At 37.3% G+C, this 21,039-nt stretch carries 16 protein-coding genes; all 16 read left to right on the top strand.

The genetic code is table 11. The annotated features are described in order from the left end of the window. The first annotated feature begins 217 nt into the window (after nt 1–217). Nucleotides 218–1,537, top strand: coding sequence for a glycosyltransferase family 4 protein (locus B6K08_RS02205; RefSeq protein ID WP_080325248.1), 1,320 nt, complete (start codon nt 218–220; stop codon nt 1,535–1,537). Nucleotides 1,538–1,603: 66 nt separating this feature from the next. After that, nucleotides 1,604–2,935 carry a glycosyltransferase family 2 protein gene (locus B6K08_RS02200; RefSeq protein ID WP_080325247.1) on the top strand — a complete coding sequence of 444 codons (1,332 nt, stop codon included), beginning with the start codon at nt 1,604–1,606 and terminating at the stop codon, nt 2,933–2,935. A gap of 60 nt (nt 2,936–2,995) precedes the next feature. Beyond that, a complete protein-coding gene (locus B6K08_RS02195; RefSeq protein ID WP_080325246.1) occupies nt 2,996–4,297 on the top strand; it encodes an HAD-IIIA family hydrolase in 1,302 nt (433 codons plus the stop codon). Nucleotides 4,298–4,345: 48 nt separating this feature from the next. Beyond that, nucleotides 4,346–5,332, top strand: coding sequence for a GHMP family kinase ATP-binding protein (locus B6K08_RS02190; protein ID WP_080325245.1), 987 nt, complete (start codon nt 4,346–4,348; stop codon nt 5,330–5,332). 14 nt (nt 5,333–5,346) lie between these two features. Continuing rightward, entirely contained in the window at nt 5,347–6,321 is a 975-nt protein-coding gene (locus B6K08_RS02185) for an NAD-dependent epimerase/dehydratase family protein (protein ID WP_080325244.1), read from the top strand. Next, on the top strand, nt 6,284–6,898 hold the full coding sequence (locus tag B6K08_RS02180; RefSeq protein WP_200810374.1) for a D-sedoheptulose-7-phosphate isomerase: 615 nt from the start codon (nt 6,284–6,286) through the stop codon (nt 6,896–6,898). Before B6K08_RS02185 ends, B6K08_RS02180 begins: the two co-directional genes overlap by 38 nt. A gap of 18 nt (nt 6,899–6,916) precedes the next feature. After that, nucleotides 6,917–8,338: a glycosyltransferase family 9 protein gene (locus tag B6K08_RS02175; protein ID WP_080325242.1), complete on the top strand. Its 1,422-nt coding sequence runs from the start codon at nt 6,917–6,919 to the stop codon at nt 8,336–8,338. A 14-nt stretch (nt 8,339–8,352) separates the two neighbouring features. Continuing rightward, complete coding sequence (locus B6K08_RS02170; RefSeq protein WP_159446667.1) at nt 8,353–9,468, top strand: FkbM family methyltransferase; 1,116 nt, start codon at nt 8,353–8,355, stop codon at nt 9,466–9,468. Between the two features lie 21 nt (nt 9,469–9,489). Next, entirely contained in the window at nt 9,490–10,983 is a 1,494-nt protein-coding gene (locus B6K08_RS02165; protein ID WP_080325240.1) for a CDP-glycerol glycerophosphotransferase family protein, read from the top strand. Between the two features lies 1 nt (nt 10,984). After that, entirely contained in the window at nt 10,985–12,226 is a 1,242-nt protein-coding gene (locus B6K08_RS02160) for a glycosyltransferase family 2 protein (RefSeq protein WP_080325239.1), read from the top strand. 13 nt (nt 12,227–12,239) lie between these two features. After that, nucleotides 12,240–13,607: a glycosyltransferase gene (locus B6K08_RS02155; protein WP_080325238.1), complete on the top strand. Its 1,368-nt coding sequence runs from the start codon at nt 12,240–12,242 to the stop codon at nt 13,605–13,607. 23 nt (nt 13,608–13,630) lie between these two features. Further along, a complete protein-coding gene (locus B6K08_RS13935; protein ID WP_200810373.1) occupies nt 13,631–15,868 on the top strand; it encodes an FAD synthase family protein in 2,238 nt (745 codons plus the stop codon). 35 nt (nt 15,869–15,903) lie between these two features. Beyond that, complete coding sequence (locus B6K08_RS02145; RefSeq protein ID WP_080325237.1) at nt 15,904–16,902, top strand: DUF6270 domain-containing protein; 999 nt, start codon at nt 15,904–15,906, stop codon at nt 16,900–16,902. A 19-nt stretch (nt 16,903–16,921) separates the two neighbouring features. After that, complete coding sequence (locus tag B6K08_RS02140; protein ID WP_080325236.1) at nt 16,922–18,166, top strand: sugar phosphate isomerase/epimerase family protein; 1,245 nt, start codon at nt 16,922–16,924, stop codon at nt 18,164–18,166. Continuing rightward, a complete protein-coding gene (locus B6K08_RS02135; protein WP_080325235.1) occupies nt 18,167–19,111 on the top strand; it encodes a sugar phosphate isomerase/epimerase family protein in 945 nt (314 codons plus the stop codon). It abuts the gene before it with no gap. 116 nt (nt 19,112–19,227) lie between these two features. Then, on the top strand, nt 19,228–21,006 hold the full coding sequence (locus tag B6K08_RS13490; protein ID WP_159446666.1) for a flagellinolysin: 1,779 nt from the start codon (nt 19,228–19,230) through the stop codon (nt 21,004–21,006). Nucleotides 21,007–21,039 lie beyond the last annotated feature (33 nt).

Genomic DNA, 21,039 nt, shown 5'->3' with positions numbered 1-21,039 from the left:
GGCGTGCCAACTGATATTTCTGTCTTCACAGAATTCAGCTACCGTCATGCCGGATTCCTTGCACTCTTTAATTATTGACTGCCATTGAGCCATGCGGACCCTGGTTCGTATTTCTAACGAATTATCCGCCAAAGAAAACACCTCCAATTTGAAGTTTTCCCGAAACACGAAGACATTCGGCAAAACTTTAATTTGTTAGTGTTATTATCCCACGAGAATGGGCTGGCGGGAAGACGACTTAAACTTTGACGCTTACCAAGTAGTAAATCCCATGTCTGTAAAAAAAATGAAATATGATTATATAGCTATTGCCAGCAAGTATTACAATGAAATGAAGCAACAACTTTTGGGAATGGAAGTGGATAGCACCCAAATAATATCATTAGAAAAATGTTGTGGCCTCAAAAACAAAGGAATTCTTAAATTAAATATAGTCAAAAATGATTATAAAAAGAAACGTGTTTTAATCATATCTGTGGATATGAATTATAATGGTGCCTCTTTGGCTATTTTGTATGCTGCTAAATTAATAGATAAAGCAGTATATGAGGTAACAGTAGCGGTTCCATCAATTCAGCAAGAGTTGTTACAGACAATAAAAAGCAATAAAATAAACGTTATTGTTTGTCCTTCACTACCATATATTGATCACACTGAGTTGTATTGGATGAAAAACTATGATATTGCGATAGTGAATACGCTCCAAAACATTCAAATAGTTTGTGAGTTATGTAATAGTATTCCTGTTTTGTGGTGGGTACATGAATTCGGGAAGAAATATAAGTGGATATACGATTATACAAAAACTTATTTTGACGAATATAATGATGTGAAAAAATTTTCAAAAGCTCATATTGCAGCAGTGTCTCAGTGGGCTGCTGATGTGTTTGACTATTATTATCCTCAACGGGTAAATACGATATTACCATTAGGTATACCGGATGAAGCGGTATCTGATTCTAAAAAAGGCATTGATGGAACGATAAATTTTGCAGTTGTTGGTGATGTGAATGAATTAAAAGCTCAGGACTTATTAATTGAAGCAATTCAGATGTTGCCTGGTGATATAAGGATTAAGGCTACATTCTTTATAATTGGTTCGTGTGATGAAAAAAATAAATACGTGGCTAGCGTAAAAGAAAAGGCCGTGTGCTTATCTAATGTGGTGTTTACAGGTGTTCTTGAGCGAAAAGCAATACGAGAGAGGTTTGGCGAAATAGATGTTATTGTGTGTCCATCACGAGAAGAAACCTTATCAATTGCTATAATTGAAGGTATGATGAACAGTAAAATATGTATAACAACTGATGCGACAGGAGTTGCAGAGTTTATTAAAGATGGTGTAAGTGGTTTTGTAGTACATTCTGATGATTGTAAAGCATTATCTGAGAAAATCAAATATGTTATTAATAATTATTCAACACTAGATGACATGAAAAAAGCTGCTCGAGAGGTTTATGAGAAAAATTTTAGCATGAAATCCTTTGCTGATAGAATAAATTTGAAAATTCAAGAAACTATAGATGAATATCGGTGATGAATAAAGTTGCAATTTTTATTATAATTTTTCTATATTATATAATTTGAGGGCGGTGTCTGTTTTATGCCAATGATATCTGTGGTAATGCCGGTTTATAATGAAAAAGATAACCTAAAAAAATCAATAGAAAGTATTTTGAATCAGACTTATACGGACTTTGAATTTTTAATAGTAAATGAGATTGATTCTAGTGACGGCTCAGGGGATATTATAAAATCTTATGAGTTAACTGATAATAGGGTAAAACTTATACAGAGAACTTCAGGGAAAAAAGGGGTTGCCAGTTCATTGAATTTAGGAATTCAGTATGCAACTGGTAAATATATAGCAAGAATGGATGCCGATGATTATTCATATCCAGAAAGATTTGAAAAACAAATTGCTTATATGGAAAAAAATCCTGATATTATGCTTTGTGGTACAAATTACCGAATAGTAGCGCCAGATAGACAGACAGTTATAGAGGTGGAAACTGATCCGGAGCGCATAAAAACATTATTTATATTTAGGGATGTGATTGCACATCCAACTGTTATGTTTAGGAGAGAAGAATTTTTAAATAATGGACTCATATATAATGAGAACGAGCCTGCTGAAGATTATGAGTTGTGGTGCAAAGCTGTAAACTATGGAAAATTCACGAATATACCGGAAGTATTGTTAGATTACAAGTTTGGCTATGGGACAAATCTTGCCCCGAAAATGGTTAAATATGCAATAGAAGTTTGTAAACGCAATTTAAAGGAAATGTTGGACTTTCCCTTGGAGAAATTTCCTGAAGAAATATATGCTTTCACCTTTAGGCAAGTTGATAAAGGTGGACAATATTTAGAGGCATATTTGAACTTTTTGACTGAAATTGAAATGCGTAATTGCGAACGAGAGGTGTACCCAAAAGATATATTGGCAGAAATTTTGGCTGGACAGTGGAACGATTTTTTGCGGGGGTATATTGGTTTTGTGAAGTTGCCAGTTTATAAAAGATTTCTTTTGGAGTGTAAAAATGGATTTAGTAAACAAATTGAGGAAGAATATTCAGGTTTAAACAACATGCTGGCCCAATTAAAAGAAATAAGTGACAAGTTAAGAGAGGAAATAAACATAAGGAGGAAGGTATTTATATTTGGTGCGGGAATTGTGGGCAAATTGTTTTACAATTGGCATAGGGATATTTTGGAAAAACGTATGCTTGGCTGGATTGACAATAACATAGGTATGCAGGGGAAAGTTGTGGAAGGAAAAAAAGTTTTTTCATTTGAGACTGCGATGGATTGTTGTCCTGATGCTATATTTATTGCAAATAGTAAACATACTGAGGAAATATATAATCAAATAAAGGAATATGACAAATGCAGTAGTGTAGGTGTCTATTCAATAGAATGTCTTAATTTATAAATATATTTTCCATGGACGGAGTAGAAAAGAGTTTATTTTACACGTAGGGACGAGACGATTATGAAAGTGGTAATAGCAGCAGGTGGAAAGGGAACACGCATACAATCTGTTAATTCACAGGTTCCAAAACCACTCATTCCAATATGTGGTAAGCCTGTTCTTCAAAGAGAAATAGAGTCATTAAGGGATCAAGGCTATACAGATATAATAATAACAGTCTCTTATAAGGCGGAACAAATAAGGGATTATTTTGGTGATGGTAAAAAGTTTGGCGTGAATATTGAGTACTTTGTTGAAGATATTCCGTTAGGAAACGTTGGAGCACTGTTTAAGTTGGATCTTAAAGAGGATTTTATGTTCCTTCTTGCAGATGCTTTATTCGATATAGATTTTAATCGGTTCGTTAATTTTCATAGAGCAAAAGGGGGACTAGTTACTTTATTTACACATCCTAACAGTCATCCCTACGATTCAAGCATTATCATAAGCAATAATGACAGTAGCGTTGAGGCGTGGCTCACCAAGGAAGATGAAAAGCCAAAATATTATCAAAACAGGGTAAATGCTGGCTTGCATATAATAAGTCCCAAAGTACTGGATATTTGTGGAATTAAAAGAGACGAAGTAGGTTCAGTAGGCGTAGACGGAAATATTATAAAAGTTGATCTTGATAGGCAATTACTTAAGCCATTATGTGGTACTGGAAAAATGTTTTGTTACGATAGCCCAGAATATTGCAAAGATATGGGGACCCCGGAGAGGCTTGAGTCTGCAATCAGAGATTTACAGATGGGGATAGTACAAGAAAAAAATTTAAGGTGTACGCAAAAAGCATTTTTTATTGATAGGGATGGAACTATTAACAAGCATATTGGTTTTTTGCGTTCAGTAGATGAATTTGAATTACTCCCAGGAGTTCAGGAGGCAATTAAGAAAATAAATTCATCTGGGTATCTAGCAATTGTAATCACTAACCAGCCAGTGATTGCCAGAGGCGAAGTAACAGTTGACGGACTGCGGGAAATACACAATAAAATGGAAACGGTGCTTGGTGCTTTCGGTGCCTATATAGATGCTATATATTATTGTCCGCACCATCCTCATAAAGGATACGATGGCGAAGTCGTTGAATTGAAGATTATTTGTGAGTGCCGTAAGCCAAGACCAGGATTATTATTGCAGGCAGCAAGTGATTTCAATGTAGATTTAACAGCATCTTGGATGGTAGGTGATAGCAAAAACGACATTGGGGCTGGGAAAAATGCGGGGTGTAAAACTGCTTTTATAGGACGAGAAAATATGGGACAGGATATATCTGGGGGTTCATTGTTAGATATTGTTAATAAAATTTTAACTGATTAAAATAATATGTTTTTTATACGAAGATAATATAAAAAGGGTGAACATCTTATGATTATTACAAGAGCACCATTTAGAGTCAGTTTTTGTGGTGGGGGAAGCGATCTACCAAGCTTTTATGAAAAAAATGGTGGTTGTGTGTTAAGTACAACTATAAGAAAATACATGTATCTTGCCATTCATAAAGCTTTTGAGAGGGACCAGATAGTATTGAAATATTCACAAACTGAAATAGTAAATAGGTTTGATGATATTAAACATAGAATTTTTAAACAATGCTTAAAAGATTTTAATATTAAGGGCGTGGAGCTATCAAGTATGGCTGATATTCCTGCCGGAACGGGACTGGGATCATCCAGTACATTTACGGTGGCTCTGCTACATCTTCTTCACACTTATAAAGGAGAATTCGTTTCGAAATATAAGCTGGCAAAGGATGCATGTGAGGTAGAAATTGTTAAGCTAGGAGAACCAATCGGGAAACAAGATCAGTTTGCAGCTGCATTTGGTGGGCTAAAGTATTATGAGTTTATGCCAAATGGATTTGTAAATGTTGAGCCGATTATTATGGCTCCGGAAAGTTATACAAAACTTGAAAAGAACATATTGATGTTTTATGTGGGTGGTAGCCACTCGGCTTCTGAAATATTAAGAAAGCAGTCCAAGAGTATTACAGAGACTGATAAATTAGATGCTCAAAAGAAAATGTGTGATTTAACACGTCAATTAAAAGAGAAACTACAGAGTAACAATGTTGATGCAATGGGAAACCTGCTTCATCAGAATTGGCTTCTAAAGAGATCACTGGTATCTGGTATAAGTAATTCATTTATTGATGATGTATACGAGCGGGCTATGAATTCAGGTGCTGCTGGTGGTAAGTTGTTAGGTGCCGGAGGAGCTGGATTTATGATTTTTTATGTTCCTGAAAAGAAACATGGAAATGTAAGAAGAGCTTTGCACGATTTACGGGAAATGGAGTTTGAACTGGATAATTCCGGTTCGACAATTGTAATGACGGATAAAGATTTTATTTAATGGGAGATTAATATATGAATATTTTGGTAGCTGGTGGTGCAGGTTTTATAGGCAGTCATCTTTGCGATGCATTAATTGCCAAAGGGGATAAAGTAGTTGTGGCCGATAAGCTCATTATGGGCAAAAAAAATATTGAGCATCTTATGGACAACGCGAATTTTGAGTTTTATGAAATTGAATTGGCCAATCAAGCTGATATAGACAAATTATTTACTGAAAATAAATTTGATATTGTATATCATATGGCTGCTAATTCGGATATACAAAAGGGTGGCAACGAACCTTCCATCGACTTTAACGATACTTTACTGACAACCAGGGCAATTCTTGAGGGAATGAGAAAAGCAAAGGTCAAGAATATATTTTTTGCCTCCACATCAGCCGTTTACGGGGAAATGCCAGATGTTATGCTACGTGAGGAAACTGGTGGGCTTAAGCCTGTTTCATATTATGGCGGGGCTAAACTTGCTTCCGAAGCCTTAATATCATCTTATGTATCTATGTGTGACATAAATGCAGTAATCTTCAGGTTTCCCAATGTTATTGGCCCTAGATTAACCCATGGGGTTATTTTTGATTTTATTAGAAAATTGCGTAGAAATCCTAAGGAATTAGAAATTTTAGGCGATGGGAAACAGTGTAAGCCATATATATATGTCATTGATTTAATAGATGCCATTGTTAGATTAACCAGTGATATAAAAAGGGACCAAGAAATCTATAATATCAGTGTTGAGAGTGCTGGAACCACAGTTACCCATATTGCTGAAATAATAGTGGATGTATTGGGGCTTAAGGAAGTTAAGTTCAACTATACTGGTGGTGACAGGGGCTGGAAAGGTGATGTGCCGCGGTTTAAATATGATATATCAAAGGTATTGTCGACAGGGTGGAAGCCTAAATATACTTCTGATGAAGCTGTTGAACAAACCGTCAAAGATGCCCTTGATAATGGCTGTGATGAAAGTAGGGAAAGTTATGGACTTTAAACAAGATATTAGTGATTATGTAGCATTGGAAATAGAAACGTTGAAAAAATTGGACGTTAATGCAGTTAACGAGGCATTAAATCTTTTGTTGGACACTGCTAAAAAGCATAAGAGAGTGTATGTTTTTGGTAATGGTGGCAGCTCAGCAACGGCTTCACATATTGTTAATGATTTCGGCAAAGGTGTCTCTGAATATGTGGAAGATAAATTTAGATTTCAATGTCTTAATGATAATGTTCCTACTGTAATGGCAATAGCAAATGATATAGGATTTGATGAGATATTTAGGTTTCAGTTAAGAGGTGTAATTGAACCTGGTGATGTTGTAATTGCTATTTCCGGCAGCGGCAATTCAAAAAATGTTATTAATGCAGTAGAATATGCAAAATCACATGGCAATAAGATTATTGGCTTGACTGGATTTGACGGTGGTAAACTGCGTAAGCTAAGTGATATATCCTTGCATGTACCAATCAACAGTATGCAAATAACTGAAGATATTCATATGATATATGACCATTTGATGATGAGCATGTTCTATTGTCATTTGTGTGGTAAAAATCATTTGGTAAAATGACTATGAGGAGCTGGGGGCATGTGGAAATATCTGTTTCCTTTTGGAAAAATTACACAAGGAAGTAATATTGTAATATATGGTGCGGGGGTTATTGGAAACCAGTATATTGAACAATTGAGAGCCACAAATTATGCCAACATTGTTGCTGTAGCTGATCGGGAATGGCAAAAGTTCGAAGTACATGATATAAAAATGGTGGCTCCTGAGAAACTAATAGATTTATCATTTGATAAAGTAATGATTGCTATAAAAAATGATTCTATTCGTAATAAAGTTGCCACTGATTTGGTCCAAACGTATTGTGTTCCTAATTCGAAAATTGTGTCTGATTCACCAATTTTTTCTGAAAAAAGTGCAATTTTAAGCGTATATAACAAAGCACCTGTTGGGGCATCGTGTTTTAGCAATGCCATTTCATTGGCAGTTCTTTTGGGAAAAGGGCTGGGGGATGCGATTATTTCCAAGCGGTTTATCCATGAACTGATTAAAGAGTTTGGTAATGCCATATCTTTGGATTTATATGTAGATGGATCTATTTACGATTTTATAAAGGTCCTTTTTTCAGACGAGGAAGGTATTAACCAAATAAACTCCAATGAAACTGTTCCATTCACTGGCACTTGTTATAATTACGATTTAGCCTTTTATCCTGGCTATATATTACAGATGTATCATGTCAACCATGAATCTATACAAAAGAAAAATAGCAGATTTGCAAGTAAAATTAATCAGCTTTTAACGATAATAAATGATGAATATCTTGATAATACGCGAGTTATTGAAAACAATGTTTTATTTTCAAGATGTAAAAAGAAGGGGATAAATGCCTATACTTCATATGCTTTTGATGGCTTATTTCCTATCAATGACACGAAGGTGCACATTCCATTATGTGAGGAATATAAGGAAAAATTTCAGAAATTAAAACTACCTGACAGGTACATTACTATTAATTTTGGTTGGGGATATAATGGGCATGAGGATGATAATAAATATATACCTAATAAAATATGGCCTATTAAACGATATGAAGAATTTTTAAGTCTGTTTAAGCTTGAGAATCCTAATATATCCGTTGTTCAGTTAGGCATGAAAGAAAGTTATCACATAAAGGGCGCAGACAGATATGTATTTGGAGAAAATATTGAGACGGTTAAGTATATTCTTCAGGATTCATCATTGCACTTAGATTGTGAAGGCGGGTTGGTACATATTGCCACACAGCTAGGAACTAGATGTGCAGTTTTGTTTGGGCCTACCCCAGTTCACTTTTTTGGTTATCCGCAAAATATAAATATAGTATCAAAGGTTTGTAGTGAGTGCTATTATCTGGATACTGATTTTTCTGTATGCTATCGTAGGTTAGACCGTCCGGAATGTATGTGGGGAATTACCGCGGAGCAGGTTATGGAAGCAATAAAAGATCAATTTATTTCTTGAGAGGAAGTATTAGGGTGAAAGAGTTTAATTATGCATTGTGTCATATGTTTCCGTTTTCCAGTATACCCAAGAATGCCTCTGTTGTTATTTGGGGTACAGGTAATGTGGGAAGCCAATATTACGCAGAATTAGTAGCTGCAAATTATACTGGTGATATAAAATGGGTAGATTCTAATTCAGTTGCAGATTTAAATAAATTTGTTGAGCATAATAAAAATTCATATATAGTTGTTGCCATGCTATCAGAGGGTGATAGGTTTGATGTGGCAAATAAGTTGATTGCGGCTGGAATGGATAGCACTTATATCATTTCTGATTGTCCAAATGGGATGGTATTAACACCAACGAATGTTACCAGAGTTGTAGATTTGAGTCTCAATTATTTTAATGATGATTTACGAAAAAATATTCAACGATTTCACGAATTACTGTCAATAATGAATGTCAATGACTGCGGTTTTATTCGCATTGGGGACGTCAATGATGGCGGTTATGTTATGGTAGATGATTTACCTGGAGGGGTAGCATATTCAATAGGGATTTGTAATGATGTTTCCTGGGATTTGGCAATGTCAAAATATGGATATGATATCTACATGTATGACCATACTATTGAAGACATTCCAGAAAGAAATGAAAAATTTCATTTTACAAAACAAGGAATAACTGGTTATGAGGAAACTGAAAGGTTAAAAAGGTTGGCAACTTTTTTGAAAATAAATCATCATGAAAAAATGAATAATATGATATTAAAGATGGATGTTGAAGGTGCGGAGTGGGGCGTTTTTGAATCAATGCCTGAAAAAATGTTAAGCCAATTTGCCCAAATTGTGGTTGAATTTCATGGTATGCTCAAGTTTGATAAACTGTTGAGGTACAATTCAATACTAGAAAAAATAAATAGTACACATCAAGTAGTCCACTATCACATTAACAATTGTGGTAAGGTGTTATACATTAATGGACAACCATATGCAAATACAATTGAGGTTACATTTGTTAGAAAGCAGAGTTACTCATTTGAAGAAGTAGATATCAATTTGCCACGCAATGAAGATGCTCCGAACTGGAAGGAGTTTCCTGAGATTGAAATTGGTCTATGGAATCGGAAAGATTATTACGGAGCGTAATATTATTGATGGGTGAGTAGGATGATGAATCAACAGTGGAGTCAATTCTATAAAGATGCAGGGTCAAAGCAGGTAATACTTTTTGGAATGGGAAAAATGTGCGAATGGTTTCTTAATTATGGCACCAATGTTAATATTAAAGCCCTTATAGATAATTCTCCTAGTAAGGTTAATCGTAACATTTTTAGCATTTATCCTAATTTGAAGGAACAACACGTTCAAGATCCAATAATTCATTCATTCGAGGATGTTACTAGCTCTGCAGATACATCCCAGTTTATTTTACTCATTACAACGAGATACGATGATGAAATATTAAAGGGAATTGATATTGATAGTTTTTACAATGTATATTCACTCCCTAAGATGAACAATGATTTAGTGACTAAAAGAGAACAGTATGACAAACTTCCATTAGTTGATAAAAAAGTCGTTGTTTTTGCTGATGTTTATGGAGAGCATGGTAAGGCTATAACTCAAAAGTTGTTACAAATGGATGATACAGTTGATGTAGTTTGGATTGTTAATAAACGACCTTCTGATTGTTCGCGAAAGGTTAGATTGGTATATCGATATGATTTTGAGTCATATTACTATGAGATTTCTACAGCCAAAATATGGATTGTAGATTTGTCTGTAGATGCTGATATTAAGAAAAAAAGTGGTCAGATATATTTTCAGGTTAAACATTGGTCCAGTATAACATTAAAAAAATTCAGCTGTGAGGATATGAAATGGGCATCTATGCCCGGAGCGGTGGAGTTTCAGAAAAAAGAGGCTGCAAGGACGGATTATATTCTTTCAGGAAGCCAGTTTGATGAGGATTCGTGTAGAAGAGGATTTATGTATAACGGTCCCTTTGTTAGGGTGGGTTCACCTCGTAGTGATATTATTTTTCAACCAGAGATTAAAAATGTTGTTAGAAATAAGTTGGGAATATCTGAATATAAAAAAGTGTTACTATATGCACCGACTTTTCGTGTGTCTAAGGATGAGTCATTTGCTCATCAGCATACGGAACAGGGTATTGATTTTGAATTATTGCGTGACAGCTTAACAAATAAGTTTAATGGAGAATGGATTATTCTTCTGCGTTTACATCCGTCTGTTGCAAGTAGTGCGGATGGTATTAAATTGCCGGATTATGTTAAGAATGTATCTAAGTATGATGATAGCCAGGAATTGGTTGCCTGTTGTGATGCACTGATTTCTGATTATTCAAGTATTATTTTTGAAGCTGCTTATGTATATAAGCCCATTTTTTTGTTTACACCAGATCTGGACGAGTATTTAAAACATGAGCGTCAGTTACTGTTGGATTATCGTGAGCTGCCATTCCCAATTTCTGTAAGCAATGGTGAGTTAAAGCGAAATATTGAAGCTTTTGATGAAGTAAAATATCGTAAATGTGTTGAAAACTTATTTAATAAATATCAAGTTCATGAGGATGGTCATGCCAGTGAAAGGGCAGCAGAGTTTATTTTGGGGCTAATGAATTTTAAGGGGAAACTTTAAGATGGCTAAAGTATCTGTTATTGTTCCAGTTTACAATGTTGAAAAATATTTAAGAAGATGTTTGGATAGTATCCTTGCACAAACTTATGAGAATTTAGAGATTTTATTGCTTGATGATGGTTCATCGGATAACAGCTATGAAATAATGTCTGAATATGCGCAGAAAGATAGCCGGATTAAAATCTTTAAGTGTGAACATAAAGGCATAGCAACTGTACGAAAGAATGGTATAGAGTGGGCAACTGGAGATTACGTAGGATTTGTTGATAGTGATGACTGGATAGAGCCTGATATGTACAGTTCGTTATACAATATTATGGTAGATAATGACTGCGACTTGGTATCATCGGATGTTTCGGTTCATGGTGTAGATGGTAATGAATGGATTGACTATGATAACTATAAAGCAGGGCTATACACTGATTTGGAAAGGGATATATTTCCGACTCTAATTCATGACTTTTCTGTTGGTATGAAAGGCATGCGCTGTTATTTGGTTTCTAAATTGTTTAGAACATCAAAATTGAAAAAGGTCATAGAAAAAATAGATCCCCGTGTATTTTACTGTGAAGATGAAATGATTCTTTACAGATATTGTTTGGAGTGCCAAAGCATTTACATAATGCGTGAATATTTTTATCACTATGTTAAACGCACTGGTTCTGCAGAGTTGAAGCCCAATGAAAATGAACCGGAAAATATGTATCGATTGTTTTCTAATTTGAAAGAAGCATTTGAAGCGTCGCCTTATCGAAATGTTTTAATGCCACAGCTATATCAAAATGCCGTCTATCTGAATAATAGGATTCTTCGTGGATTGTATGATATAGATTTGGGACAAAAAAGTTCATGGTATTTTTCAGAAATCGAAAAACTATATAGACATAGAATTGTGATTTACGGAGCGGGGGCCTGCGGTCAGGCATTATACAAGGAATTATGGTTGCATGGACATGGTGACGATATAGTTGCATTAGTAGATAAGAATTATGATAAGGCCAAGAAAAGTGATGGGAAAACAGCTAGTGAATTTCTTGATAGTCTAAAATATGAAGTAAAACCTGTTTCTTTCGTAAATGATATAGATTATGACCACCTTGTTGTAGCAATATATAATGAATCCACTGCAAAAGAGGCTATAAAAGAGCTTAAAGAGATTTGGAATATTCCAGAGGAAAAGATAATATGGATGAATTCATGTAAAAGAGATATTGCTTCAATATTATCATTAGCGTATTTGTGATGGGGGATATATAATGCCTAAAATTTCAGTAGTAGTTCCAATTTACAATGTTGCAAAATATCTTCCACAATGTTTGGAGAGCTTGATTGCCCAGACACTGGAAGATATTGAGATTATATGCGTTAACGATGGATCTACAGACAATTCTCTGGATATTATAAATGAATATGCTGATAGAGATTCTCGCATTAGAGTCATCAGTACGGAAAATTTCGGATATGGACATGCTATGAATACTGGCTTTTATGCAGCCGAGGGAGACTATATTGGTATTCTGGAAAGCGATGATTTTACTGCCGGCAATATGTTTGAAGAGTTATATCAGGTTGCTGTAGCGAGTGATGCAGATATAGTAAAGTCAAATTATTGGAATTACAGAAATGGTAACAAGGAATTCTCCGATGCCTTAAAGAATGGGCCTTTCGATAAGGTTTTTAAACCTCGACATACTGCCTTGGAAGTTTTTTCCTATAACCCGTCCATATGGTCCGCTATTTATAAAAGAGAGTTTATTGTAAAAAATAATATAAAGTTTAATGAGACTCCAGGGGCATCATATCAGGACACTTCATTTAATTTTATTGCTTTTGCTTGTGCAGAGCGAGTGGTTTTGAAGGAGGATGCGTATATTTGCTATCGCCGGGATAATGAGGCTTCTTCTGTAAATTCTGGAAAAAAAGTTTATTGTGTTTTTGACGAATACCATTTCATTGAAGAATATTTATCATCCAAGCCCCAACTTCATTCGGAAGTGGAGTCTTTACTGCCAGCTATGGCTTGGAGCACCTATAGATGGAACTATGGCCGCATAGCAATGGAGTTCAAATATGAATTTTTGGTGAAGATGATAGAGTATTTTTATAAAGCATGGAATGAGGGGAAAATAAATCCTGCCTATTGGGTGAATAAAGACCATCTTAGGGAAGCTATGCACATATTGGCTGATAAAAATAATTTTTTGTACAAAGTATATGCGGAAATACAAAAAAGAGAGGCATTATTGAGCTTTTTGAAATGTAAGGTGCAAAACAGTGATAAAGTATTCCTTTATGGAGCTGGCAAGGTCGGTTGTGAGATAGCAACAATGTTGAGTAACCAAAACTTGAACTTTGACGGATTTGTTGTTACAAGTGGTGTTAGTAATTTTGATGAGGTAATGGGCAAGAAGGTTATGCCGTTGTCCGACATTGAAAACAATGGCGTAAGAGAAAAATCTTTATTTTTATTGTCGGTGAAAGAAGCTGGTCAGCCAGAAATAATGTTAATGTTGCGTGAGAAAGGTTATATAAATGTTATCCCTATGACCAATGATTTGCGTAAATATCTGGTGAATTTTGAGCATTATGATATAGGGACATTAGTGAGAGAGTTAATTCTTTAAGAGTTAAAGCAGGGGGAGAGACTTTGGATAGCGGGAACAAAACTGAGCAACAGATACGAAAAATGGCAACTGGGCTGTTAGCTTGGTATGATTTTTCACCAAATTCAAGAGCCTTGTTCATTGGTGATGCTGGTCATGCTTTGTTAGATATGCTTAAGGAACGACAGCTTGAGATAGTTCAGTGCTGTCTTGAAGATTTGGATAATGCTGCTTGGCGTGATTCAAATAGGGGAAGCTTTGATTATATAATTTCGATAAAGGAACTGGAAAAAACATCGTGCCCAGTTGAGGTGTTGAAAACATTATTCTGTGTACTTAATGATAAAGGAAAAATCTTGCTGGGCATGAATAATCGGTTGGGCATCCGTTATTTTTGCGGTGATAGGGACTGTTATACAGGGCGTAATTTTGACGGTGTTGAAGACTATCGGGGTAAGGTGGAAGAACAATTTATTGGGCGGATGTATAGCCATCAAGAAATGGTATCTATGTTGAAGGAAGCTGGTTTTACTAAAAATCAGTTTTTTTCTGTGTGGCCAGATTTATCCATCCCATCCCATTTATTTGAAGAGCATATAATCCCTAGGGAAGATATGTCTACTCGTTTGTTTCCGTTTTATTATTATCCAGAAACGGTTTTTTTGGAAGAAAATGGACTTTACAGCAGTATGGTAGATAACGGCCTGTGGTTTTCAATGGCCAATGGTTACTTGATTGAGTGTGTCAAACATGGTGTGTTATCTGATGTCAATAGCGTGACATGTTCCTTGGATCGTGACGATGTTGATGCTTTTATGACTATAATTCATGCAAATGATAGGGTGGAGAAAAGAGCTGCATATCCAGTAGGACAGCAACGTTTGGAAAAATTGCGGGAGCATAGTGAGGTTTTGACAGCTCATGGTGTTTCCAATATTATGGGGGAGGTGAAGGGGAATTCCTATTGGATGCCTTTTGTTGATGCACCCCTGGGGCAGGTTTACCTTCGCCAGTTGTTAGCCAGTGATGTGGATGGCTTTTTACAGGCCATGGACAAATTCCGTGCTATAATATTGCAATCTTCTGAGCATGTGTCGGAGGATAGCGGCGATGGACGGGGAGTTGTCCTTAAAAGAGGCTATTATGATATGATACCTCTAAATAGCTTTTATATAGATGGCACCTTTAAGTTTTTTGATCAGGAGTTTTGTATAGAGAATTATCCTGCCAATGTTATAATAATGCGCATGATTGTATCATTTTATACAGGTAATATTGAGTTGGAAAGACTGTATCCATCTGAAAAGCTTATGGCACGGTATAATCTGCTGAAATATCGTAATGAATGGCAAAAAAAAGCAAAAGATTTTTTGGACAACCTGCTTAATAGGGATGTTTTGCAGGAATTTTATTCAAAACATCGCCGGAATGCGGAGTTGGTTAGTTCTAATCGTCATCGGATGAATTATTCAGCAGATAAATACCAAAAGCTTTTCGTGGACGTTTTTCATAATGCTGATTCCCGCAAACTGCTTTTGTTTGGTTCTGGAAAGTTTGCCGAGAAATTTATGGCTTATTATGGTGTTGACTATCCTGTATACAAGATAATTGATAATAACGACAGGCGTTGGGGCGAAAAGATAAATGATGTTGAAATTGTATCACCTGAGATATTGAAAGAGTTGGGACAGGGTGAGTACAAGGTGATTATTTGTATAAAAAACTATGCCCCAGTTATGAAGCAGCTGGAGGAAATGGGTGTTACAGAATATAGCATTTATGAGGCAAATCGTATGTATCCGCATAGGACGAAGCCTGTTATACAATCCGTAACAGATACTAAGGTCAAGCCTAAAAAATACCATGTAGGCTACATCGCAGGTGTTTTTGATTTGTTTCACTATGGTCATTTGAATCTTCTTCGCAAGGCAAAGGAGCAGTGCGATTATCTTATCGTGGGGGTCGTTTCTGACAGACAAGTGCGTGAAGGCAAAAAGGTAGAACCTTTTGTGCCATTTGAGGAGCGTTTGGAGATAGTACGCTCCTGCCGATATGTGGATGAGGCTCATGTAATTCCTATAGAAAACCCTGGTACGGAAATGGCTTGGAAGCTGTATCATTTTGATGTGCAATTTTCTGGTAGTGATTATGAGCACGACCCAGTATGGCTGAGAAAAAAAGAATGGCTGGAGGAGCGGGGGAGTACCATGGTGTTCTTCCCATATACCCAGAGTACGTCATCAACTAAATTGAAGAAGCTTATAACAGAGCGGCTGATATAGGTTTTAGAACTTAGATTTTTCTGGGGGCACTGGAAATGAAATTTAATATATTGGGTAGTTGTGTATCGCGGGTCTCCATGCTGAACGGCAACAGGGACATGCACGGCGTATATGGTGAAGGGATGGAGCTGGGATATTTTCTCGATAAGGAAAATATTGTTTGTGCAATGTTGCCCTCGCCTTTTTCCACTGAGGAAGTTGCTTCAGTGAGAAAAGAAGAATTATGGAATAAAAAGGCTATTCACGCATTAAAGCAGTGCATGGATAAATCAACGGTTCAGTTGTTGATGGAGTCGGATGCTGATTTTCTGGTCATTGATTTATATGATTTCCAGAATGATTTTGTCATACGGGGACAGGAGATATTTTCAAGCTGCGCGGCTGAGTTTATGAATACCAAGGTGTTCAGGGATACTGCCCAGGAATATCGGTTGGCCAATTTCTTCAACCTGCCGTCAGCTCTTTGGCGTCCGTACATTGATGCCTTTTTTGCCCAAATTATGGAGAAGTATGATGCAGATCATATAATTTTGAACCGTTTTCGTTCAGGGACCTATTATTTTGGGAAAAACGGGTTGGTTAATTTATTGCCAGATAATTTGAAAAACTGGTATCAATGTTCTGATAAATATAATGTGCAGCTTCGGGAGCTTGAAGAATATATTATTCAGCTGATTGATCCTTATGTGATAGATTTGAGCAGATATTTTTTCTGTGATGAAAATTTCTGGGGAGCTCCCCACGGTGCCCATGCAGAACGGGAATTTTACAGGGAAAGCTACAGGCACATTATAGAAATTTCTGAGGGGAAGTCTGAGAAGCGTTGTATAGATGTTCCCGATTTTATTGCTGGTGAAATCAGCGAGGAATACAGCAGAGAAATTCGCCAGCATCCTTTGGATATTGATAGCACGCTGAAATTATTGCATGAGCTAAAAGCTCAGGATGATGTTTTGTGGATGAATCTGTTTTATCGATTGAGTTTATGCTATCCAAATGATGCAAGGATTGAACAAATGATTCAAGAGATATAGTTAGGTGGCAGGTGTTGTTATGAAAATAGTTTGCTCTGCAGGGGGCATTGCGGAGGTTAAACGCCCAAGAAATGGATTTAATAAATTTCGTCAGGCAGGATTTGATGAAATCGTGCTTGATTTTAATATGTTTACCGGCGGTATTGCCTTGCCTAAAAAGCGGGATGAGGTGCTGGAGCATTGGCGTGAGTGGATGAAAAATTACATGGCAGAAGCTCAGCGTCAGGGCTTGAAAAGCAGAATGGCTTTTGCTCCTAACTTTGTAAAAGAGCAAAAAATACCAGATATGGAAGCAATTAAATCCGATTTAGTGAAGGAATGTATTGAATACGCAGGCGAATATGGCTGTAAATATATTATAGTGCACCCCTTTGAAGGTGACAGTCTTGAGGACAGTATATCCATAAATCGTGACTTTTATTTGTCCTTGGCGGAGTGTGCCCAAAAAGCAGATATAACTATTTTGGTTGTGAATGGTTTGCGTAATCTTAATGGGCATTTTGTAAGGGGATTTTGTAGTGAGCCGGTTCAGGCGGTTTCTTTCGTTGATGAACTCAACAATAAGGTTGGTTCGGAGATATTTGGCTTCTGCCTTGATGCGGGACTATGCAATTTGGTGGGACAGAATATGTATGATTTCGTGACTACCTTGGGGGCTCACTTAAAGTCACTATATCTATATGAAAATGATGGTGTTCACCATAATAGAATGATGCCTTTCTTTGCTGCCAATGGAGCTGGTTCACAGTTTGATTGGCTTAATTTGATTCGCGGGTTGCGGGCAATCAGGTTTGATGGACCAGCTATTATGAATTTTTCCACAACCTTGGCGGCCATACCAACATTGCTTCGGCCATCGGTATGGGAGTTTGCCCATAAAGTGGCTAAGTATCTGGAATGGCAGGTGGACATGGAGGCTTTCCTTGATAAATATTCCTCCAGAGTTCTGTTTGGGGCAGGCAATATGTGTCGTGCCTATATGAAGTGTTATGGTGAAAAATATCCGCCATTATATACCTGTGACAATAATTCCAATGTGTGGGGAAATGAGTTTTGTGGTCTTACAATTCATAATCCGGAGGATTTAAAAGCATTACCGGCAGACTGTGCAGTTTTTATATGTAACACATATTATGACGAGATTGAGCAGCTGCTGCGGGATATGGGAATAAAAAATCCTATCGAGAGATTTAATGATGAATTTATGCCATCGTTCCATTTCACCCGTTTGGAATCAGATGCATGGAAGGGGCAGGTGAAATAAATGGCAATTCGTGGTATCGGCGTTCAGACAAAAGAGGCTATTGATGATGCTTGCCCGGAGGATGGGTTTCGTATCTTAAAGGAAGCAGGTTTTTCTCATGTGGATTTTAGTCTGAACAAGTACATGATTAATAAAGACATATACCAGATGAAGAACAGTCACTTCTTTGATAAGTCTATTGAGGCTTTGAAGGAATATTTTCGTCCTCATAAGGAAGCGGCCGCTAAATATGGTATAACTATCGGTCAGATGCATATGCCCTACCCCGCCTATGTTCCCCAGGGCAAGGCTGAGCTGAATGATTACCTGTGGAATGAGATGGCGCCTAAAAGTATGCAGATGTGTCATTATCTGGAGTGTCCCTATATTGTTATTCATGGCTTCAAGCTGGTGTATTTTTTAGGCTCGGAGGATGCCGAGTGGGAGGAGACCGAGCGTTTTATTCATTATCTGGCCCCCATGGCTAAGGAGATGGGGATAACCATTTGCATCGAAAATCTCTATGACAGTATCAATGGTCATCTGGTGGAAGGACCATGCTGTAATGTGGATAAGGTTGTTAAACGGATTGACCGGATTAATGAACAATACAGAGCAGAGGTGTTGGGATTCTGTTTTGATACAGGCCATGCTAATCTCATTGGAATAGATTTTGAATACTTTTTGACCCGCCTCGGTCATCGGCTAAAGATGCTTCATATCCATGATAATGATGGTGTAATGGATTTGCATCAGATTCCTTTTACATTTGCCAAGACACGTGAGAATAAGTCGTCCACTGATTGGGAGGGCTTTATAAACGGACTGCGTGCCATTAAATATGATGGAGTTCTGAATTTTGAAACTGCACCGGTGCTGACTTCATTTCCTGATGAGATGAAGGCGGAGACATTGGCATTTATTGCCAAAATAGGAAGATATTTTGCCGGAAAAATAGCTGAATGAAAACACGGCCATTGGCTATAAAATATTTTTTTAACTTAGACTTTAGTCCTTCATATTGTTTTACGATAAATATGATAAGAGTTGTTGTTTTTGATTTAAAGATATGGGTGATTATTATGGCAATGGTTATCAATAATAACATAGCGGCAATGACCATCTTGGGTGAAACAAATAAAAATAGCAAGGCCATGAAGAAAGGTCTGGAAAAGCTTTCTTCTGGAATGAAAATTAATAGTGCCGGAGATGGTGCGTCTGAATACAGTATTTCGGAAAAGATGCGGGCGCAGATTCGCAGTCTGGATCAGGACAGCCAGAATGCCCAGAATGCCCGGAGCCTGTTGAAGGTCGCAGACGGCGTATTATCCAATTCAGTGGCTATCATGCGTACCATGAAGGAAAAGGCTATTGATGCGGCCAATGACACCAATACTGATTCTGATAGGGCGATTATACAAAAGGATATTGACCAGCAGATTGACCAGCTTAATGACAATTCATTGGTTACCTTTAATGGAAAATATTTGTTTGATGGCTCGGCTGACCATACCTACAGCAAGGAGCAGACCATTATGGCGGCTCTTAATACTGAGTGGATTGGAAACAGCCTTGATTTGATTGCCCGTTCTACAGGTCTTGGTTTTGATAAGGGCAATACCAGTGTTAATGAGATGGATGTGGTTTTTAAAGAGGAAGACAACAATGCTTTGGCCTATGTGTCCTATACTTACATGGATGGGGTTACTAACAAATTAACCATGACGGTCAATATGAAATATTATAAGAATTTGGTTGATGGAGATGTAAATGGCTCTACCACGGATCCTACAGCTGGGTATCTCGACCGGACTATTGCTCATGAAATGACCCATGCTGTTATGGCTGCGTCTATTGAAGGCTTTAGCGATCTTTATGAGTGTATTACGGAAGGTGCGGCTGAGGTGGTTCACGGTATAGATGATGATCGAGGGCCTACTATTCAGTCCTTGGCAAATAGCCAGTCTATAGCATCTACCCTTAGTGCCAGCTCTGGTACTGGTAATGTAAATCAGTATGCAGCTGGGTATGTAATGTTCAGGTATATGGCGGCTCAGTGCGGTTTTACAGCGGAGCATTCTCTGAGTAATTTTATGCAGTCCTTGGCCAGTGGCAAGGGTGCTATGACATCTGAACGTATTGATGCAGCCATTAGTTCTGCGACGCAGGGGAAATTTAAATCTTTTACTGATTTGAAAACGAAGATGGCGGCTGATGAGGCAAAGGCTGGCGACGGCACTAAGTTTTTGAAGGCATATTGCGATATTATCCTGCCAAACGAGGATACTGGTGCTATTACCGGCCGTGATGCCGGGGTTAGCCGCATCGACAAGACAGATGAGTCTGTTGTCCCGGAGGGTGGTTCGGTGAAATTCTGGACTAATCCGGATAGCGATTCAACCTTTATAAATGGTCTTGAAGTTAAATGGCCAATGGAATATATGGACATTAGGGGCGGCTTGTTCTTCCAGGTTGGCACCAAGGCGGCTCAAAACATACATGCAGTATTTTCCAACGCTGATGCGCAATCCCTTGGCCTTCAGGACAAGGATGGCAAGAACCTTAGTGTTCAGACTCAGGGCGCAGCAGAAAATGCCATTGCTCAGCTGGACAAGTCCATTGAGCGGGCACTAAATCAGCTTACCAAGATTGGTGCCCTCAGTAGTCGTCTTGAATATACCGATGCGAATATTATTACTGCTTCGGAGAATGTCACTTCGGCTGAAAGCGTAATAAGGGATAGTGATATGGCCAAGGAAATGACGGCCTACACCAAAAATAATGTTCTGTTACAGGCTGCTCAGTCCATGCTTAGCCAGGCAAATCAAAATTCATCAGCGGTACTTAGTCTACTACAATAATATTTAGCAAGGCGTTATTGGAGTAAGATTTCT

Source organism: Anaerovibrio lipolyticus DSM 3074, from assembly GCF_900141865.1.
In the GTDB taxonomy this organism is placed as follows: Bacteria; Bacillota; Negativicutes; order Selenomonadales; family Selenomonadaceae; genus Anaerovibrio; species Anaerovibrio lipolyticus.
The sequence above is the reverse complement of the archived record's forward strand: the minus strand, read 5'-3'. Positions and strand labels throughout refer to the sequence as shown.

What these genes read in the sequence shown, in the direction of transcription:
- B6K08_RS02190 (WP_080325245.1), top strand. Translation starts at nt 4,346, where the DNA reads ATGATTATTACAAGAGCACCATTTAGAGTCAGTTTTTGTGGTGGGGGA.
- B6K08_RS13490 (WP_159446666.1), top strand. Translation starts at nt 19,228, where the DNA reads ATGGCAATGGTTATCAATAATAACATAGCGGCAATGACCATCTTGGGT.
- B6K08_RS02180 (WP_200810374.1), top strand. Translation starts at nt 6,284, where the DNA reads ATGGCTGTGATGAAAGTAGGGAAAGTTATGGACTTTAAACAAGATATT.
- B6K08_RS02195 (WP_080325246.1), top strand. Translation starts at nt 2,996, where the DNA reads ATGAAAGTGGTAATAGCAGCAGGTGGAAAGGGAACACGCATACAATCT.
- B6K08_RS02140 (WP_080325236.1), top strand. Translation starts at nt 16,922, where the DNA reads ATGAAAATAGTTTGCTCTGCAGGGGGCATTGCGGAGGTTAAACGCCCA.
- B6K08_RS02165 (WP_080325240.1), top strand. Translation starts at nt 9,490, where the DNA reads ATGATGAATCAACAGTGGAGTCAATTCTATAAAGATGCAGGGTCAAAG.
- B6K08_RS02205 (WP_080325248.1), top strand. Translation starts at nt 218, where the DNA reads ATGGGCTGGCGGGAAGACGACTTAAACTTTGACGCTTACCAAGTAGTA.
- B6K08_RS02145 (WP_080325237.1), top strand. Translation starts at nt 15,904, where the DNA reads ATGAAATTTAATATATTGGGTAGTTGTGTATCGCGGGTCTCCATGCTG.
- B6K08_RS02160 (WP_080325239.1), top strand. Translation starts at nt 10,985, where the DNA reads ATGGCTAAAGTATCTGTTATTGTTCCAGTTTACAATGTTGAAAAATAT.
- B6K08_RS02185 (WP_080325244.1), top strand. Translation starts at nt 5,347, where the DNA reads ATGAATATTTTGGTAGCTGGTGGTGCAGGTTTTATAGGCAGTCATCTT.
- B6K08_RS02155 (WP_080325238.1), top strand. Translation starts at nt 12,240, where the DNA reads ATGCCTAAAATTTCAGTAGTAGTTCCAATTTACAATGTTGCAAAATAT.
- B6K08_RS02175 (WP_080325242.1), top strand. Translation starts at nt 6,917, where the DNA reads ATGTGGAAATATCTGTTTCCTTTTGGAAAAATTACACAAGGAAGTAAT.
- B6K08_RS02135 (WP_080325235.1), top strand. Translation starts at nt 18,167, where the DNA reads ATGGCAATTCGTGGTATCGGCGTTCAGACAAAAGAGGCTATTGATGAT.
- B6K08_RS02200 (WP_080325247.1), top strand. Translation starts at nt 1,604, where the DNA reads ATGCCAATGATATCTGTGGTAATGCCGGTTTATAATGAAAAAGATAAC.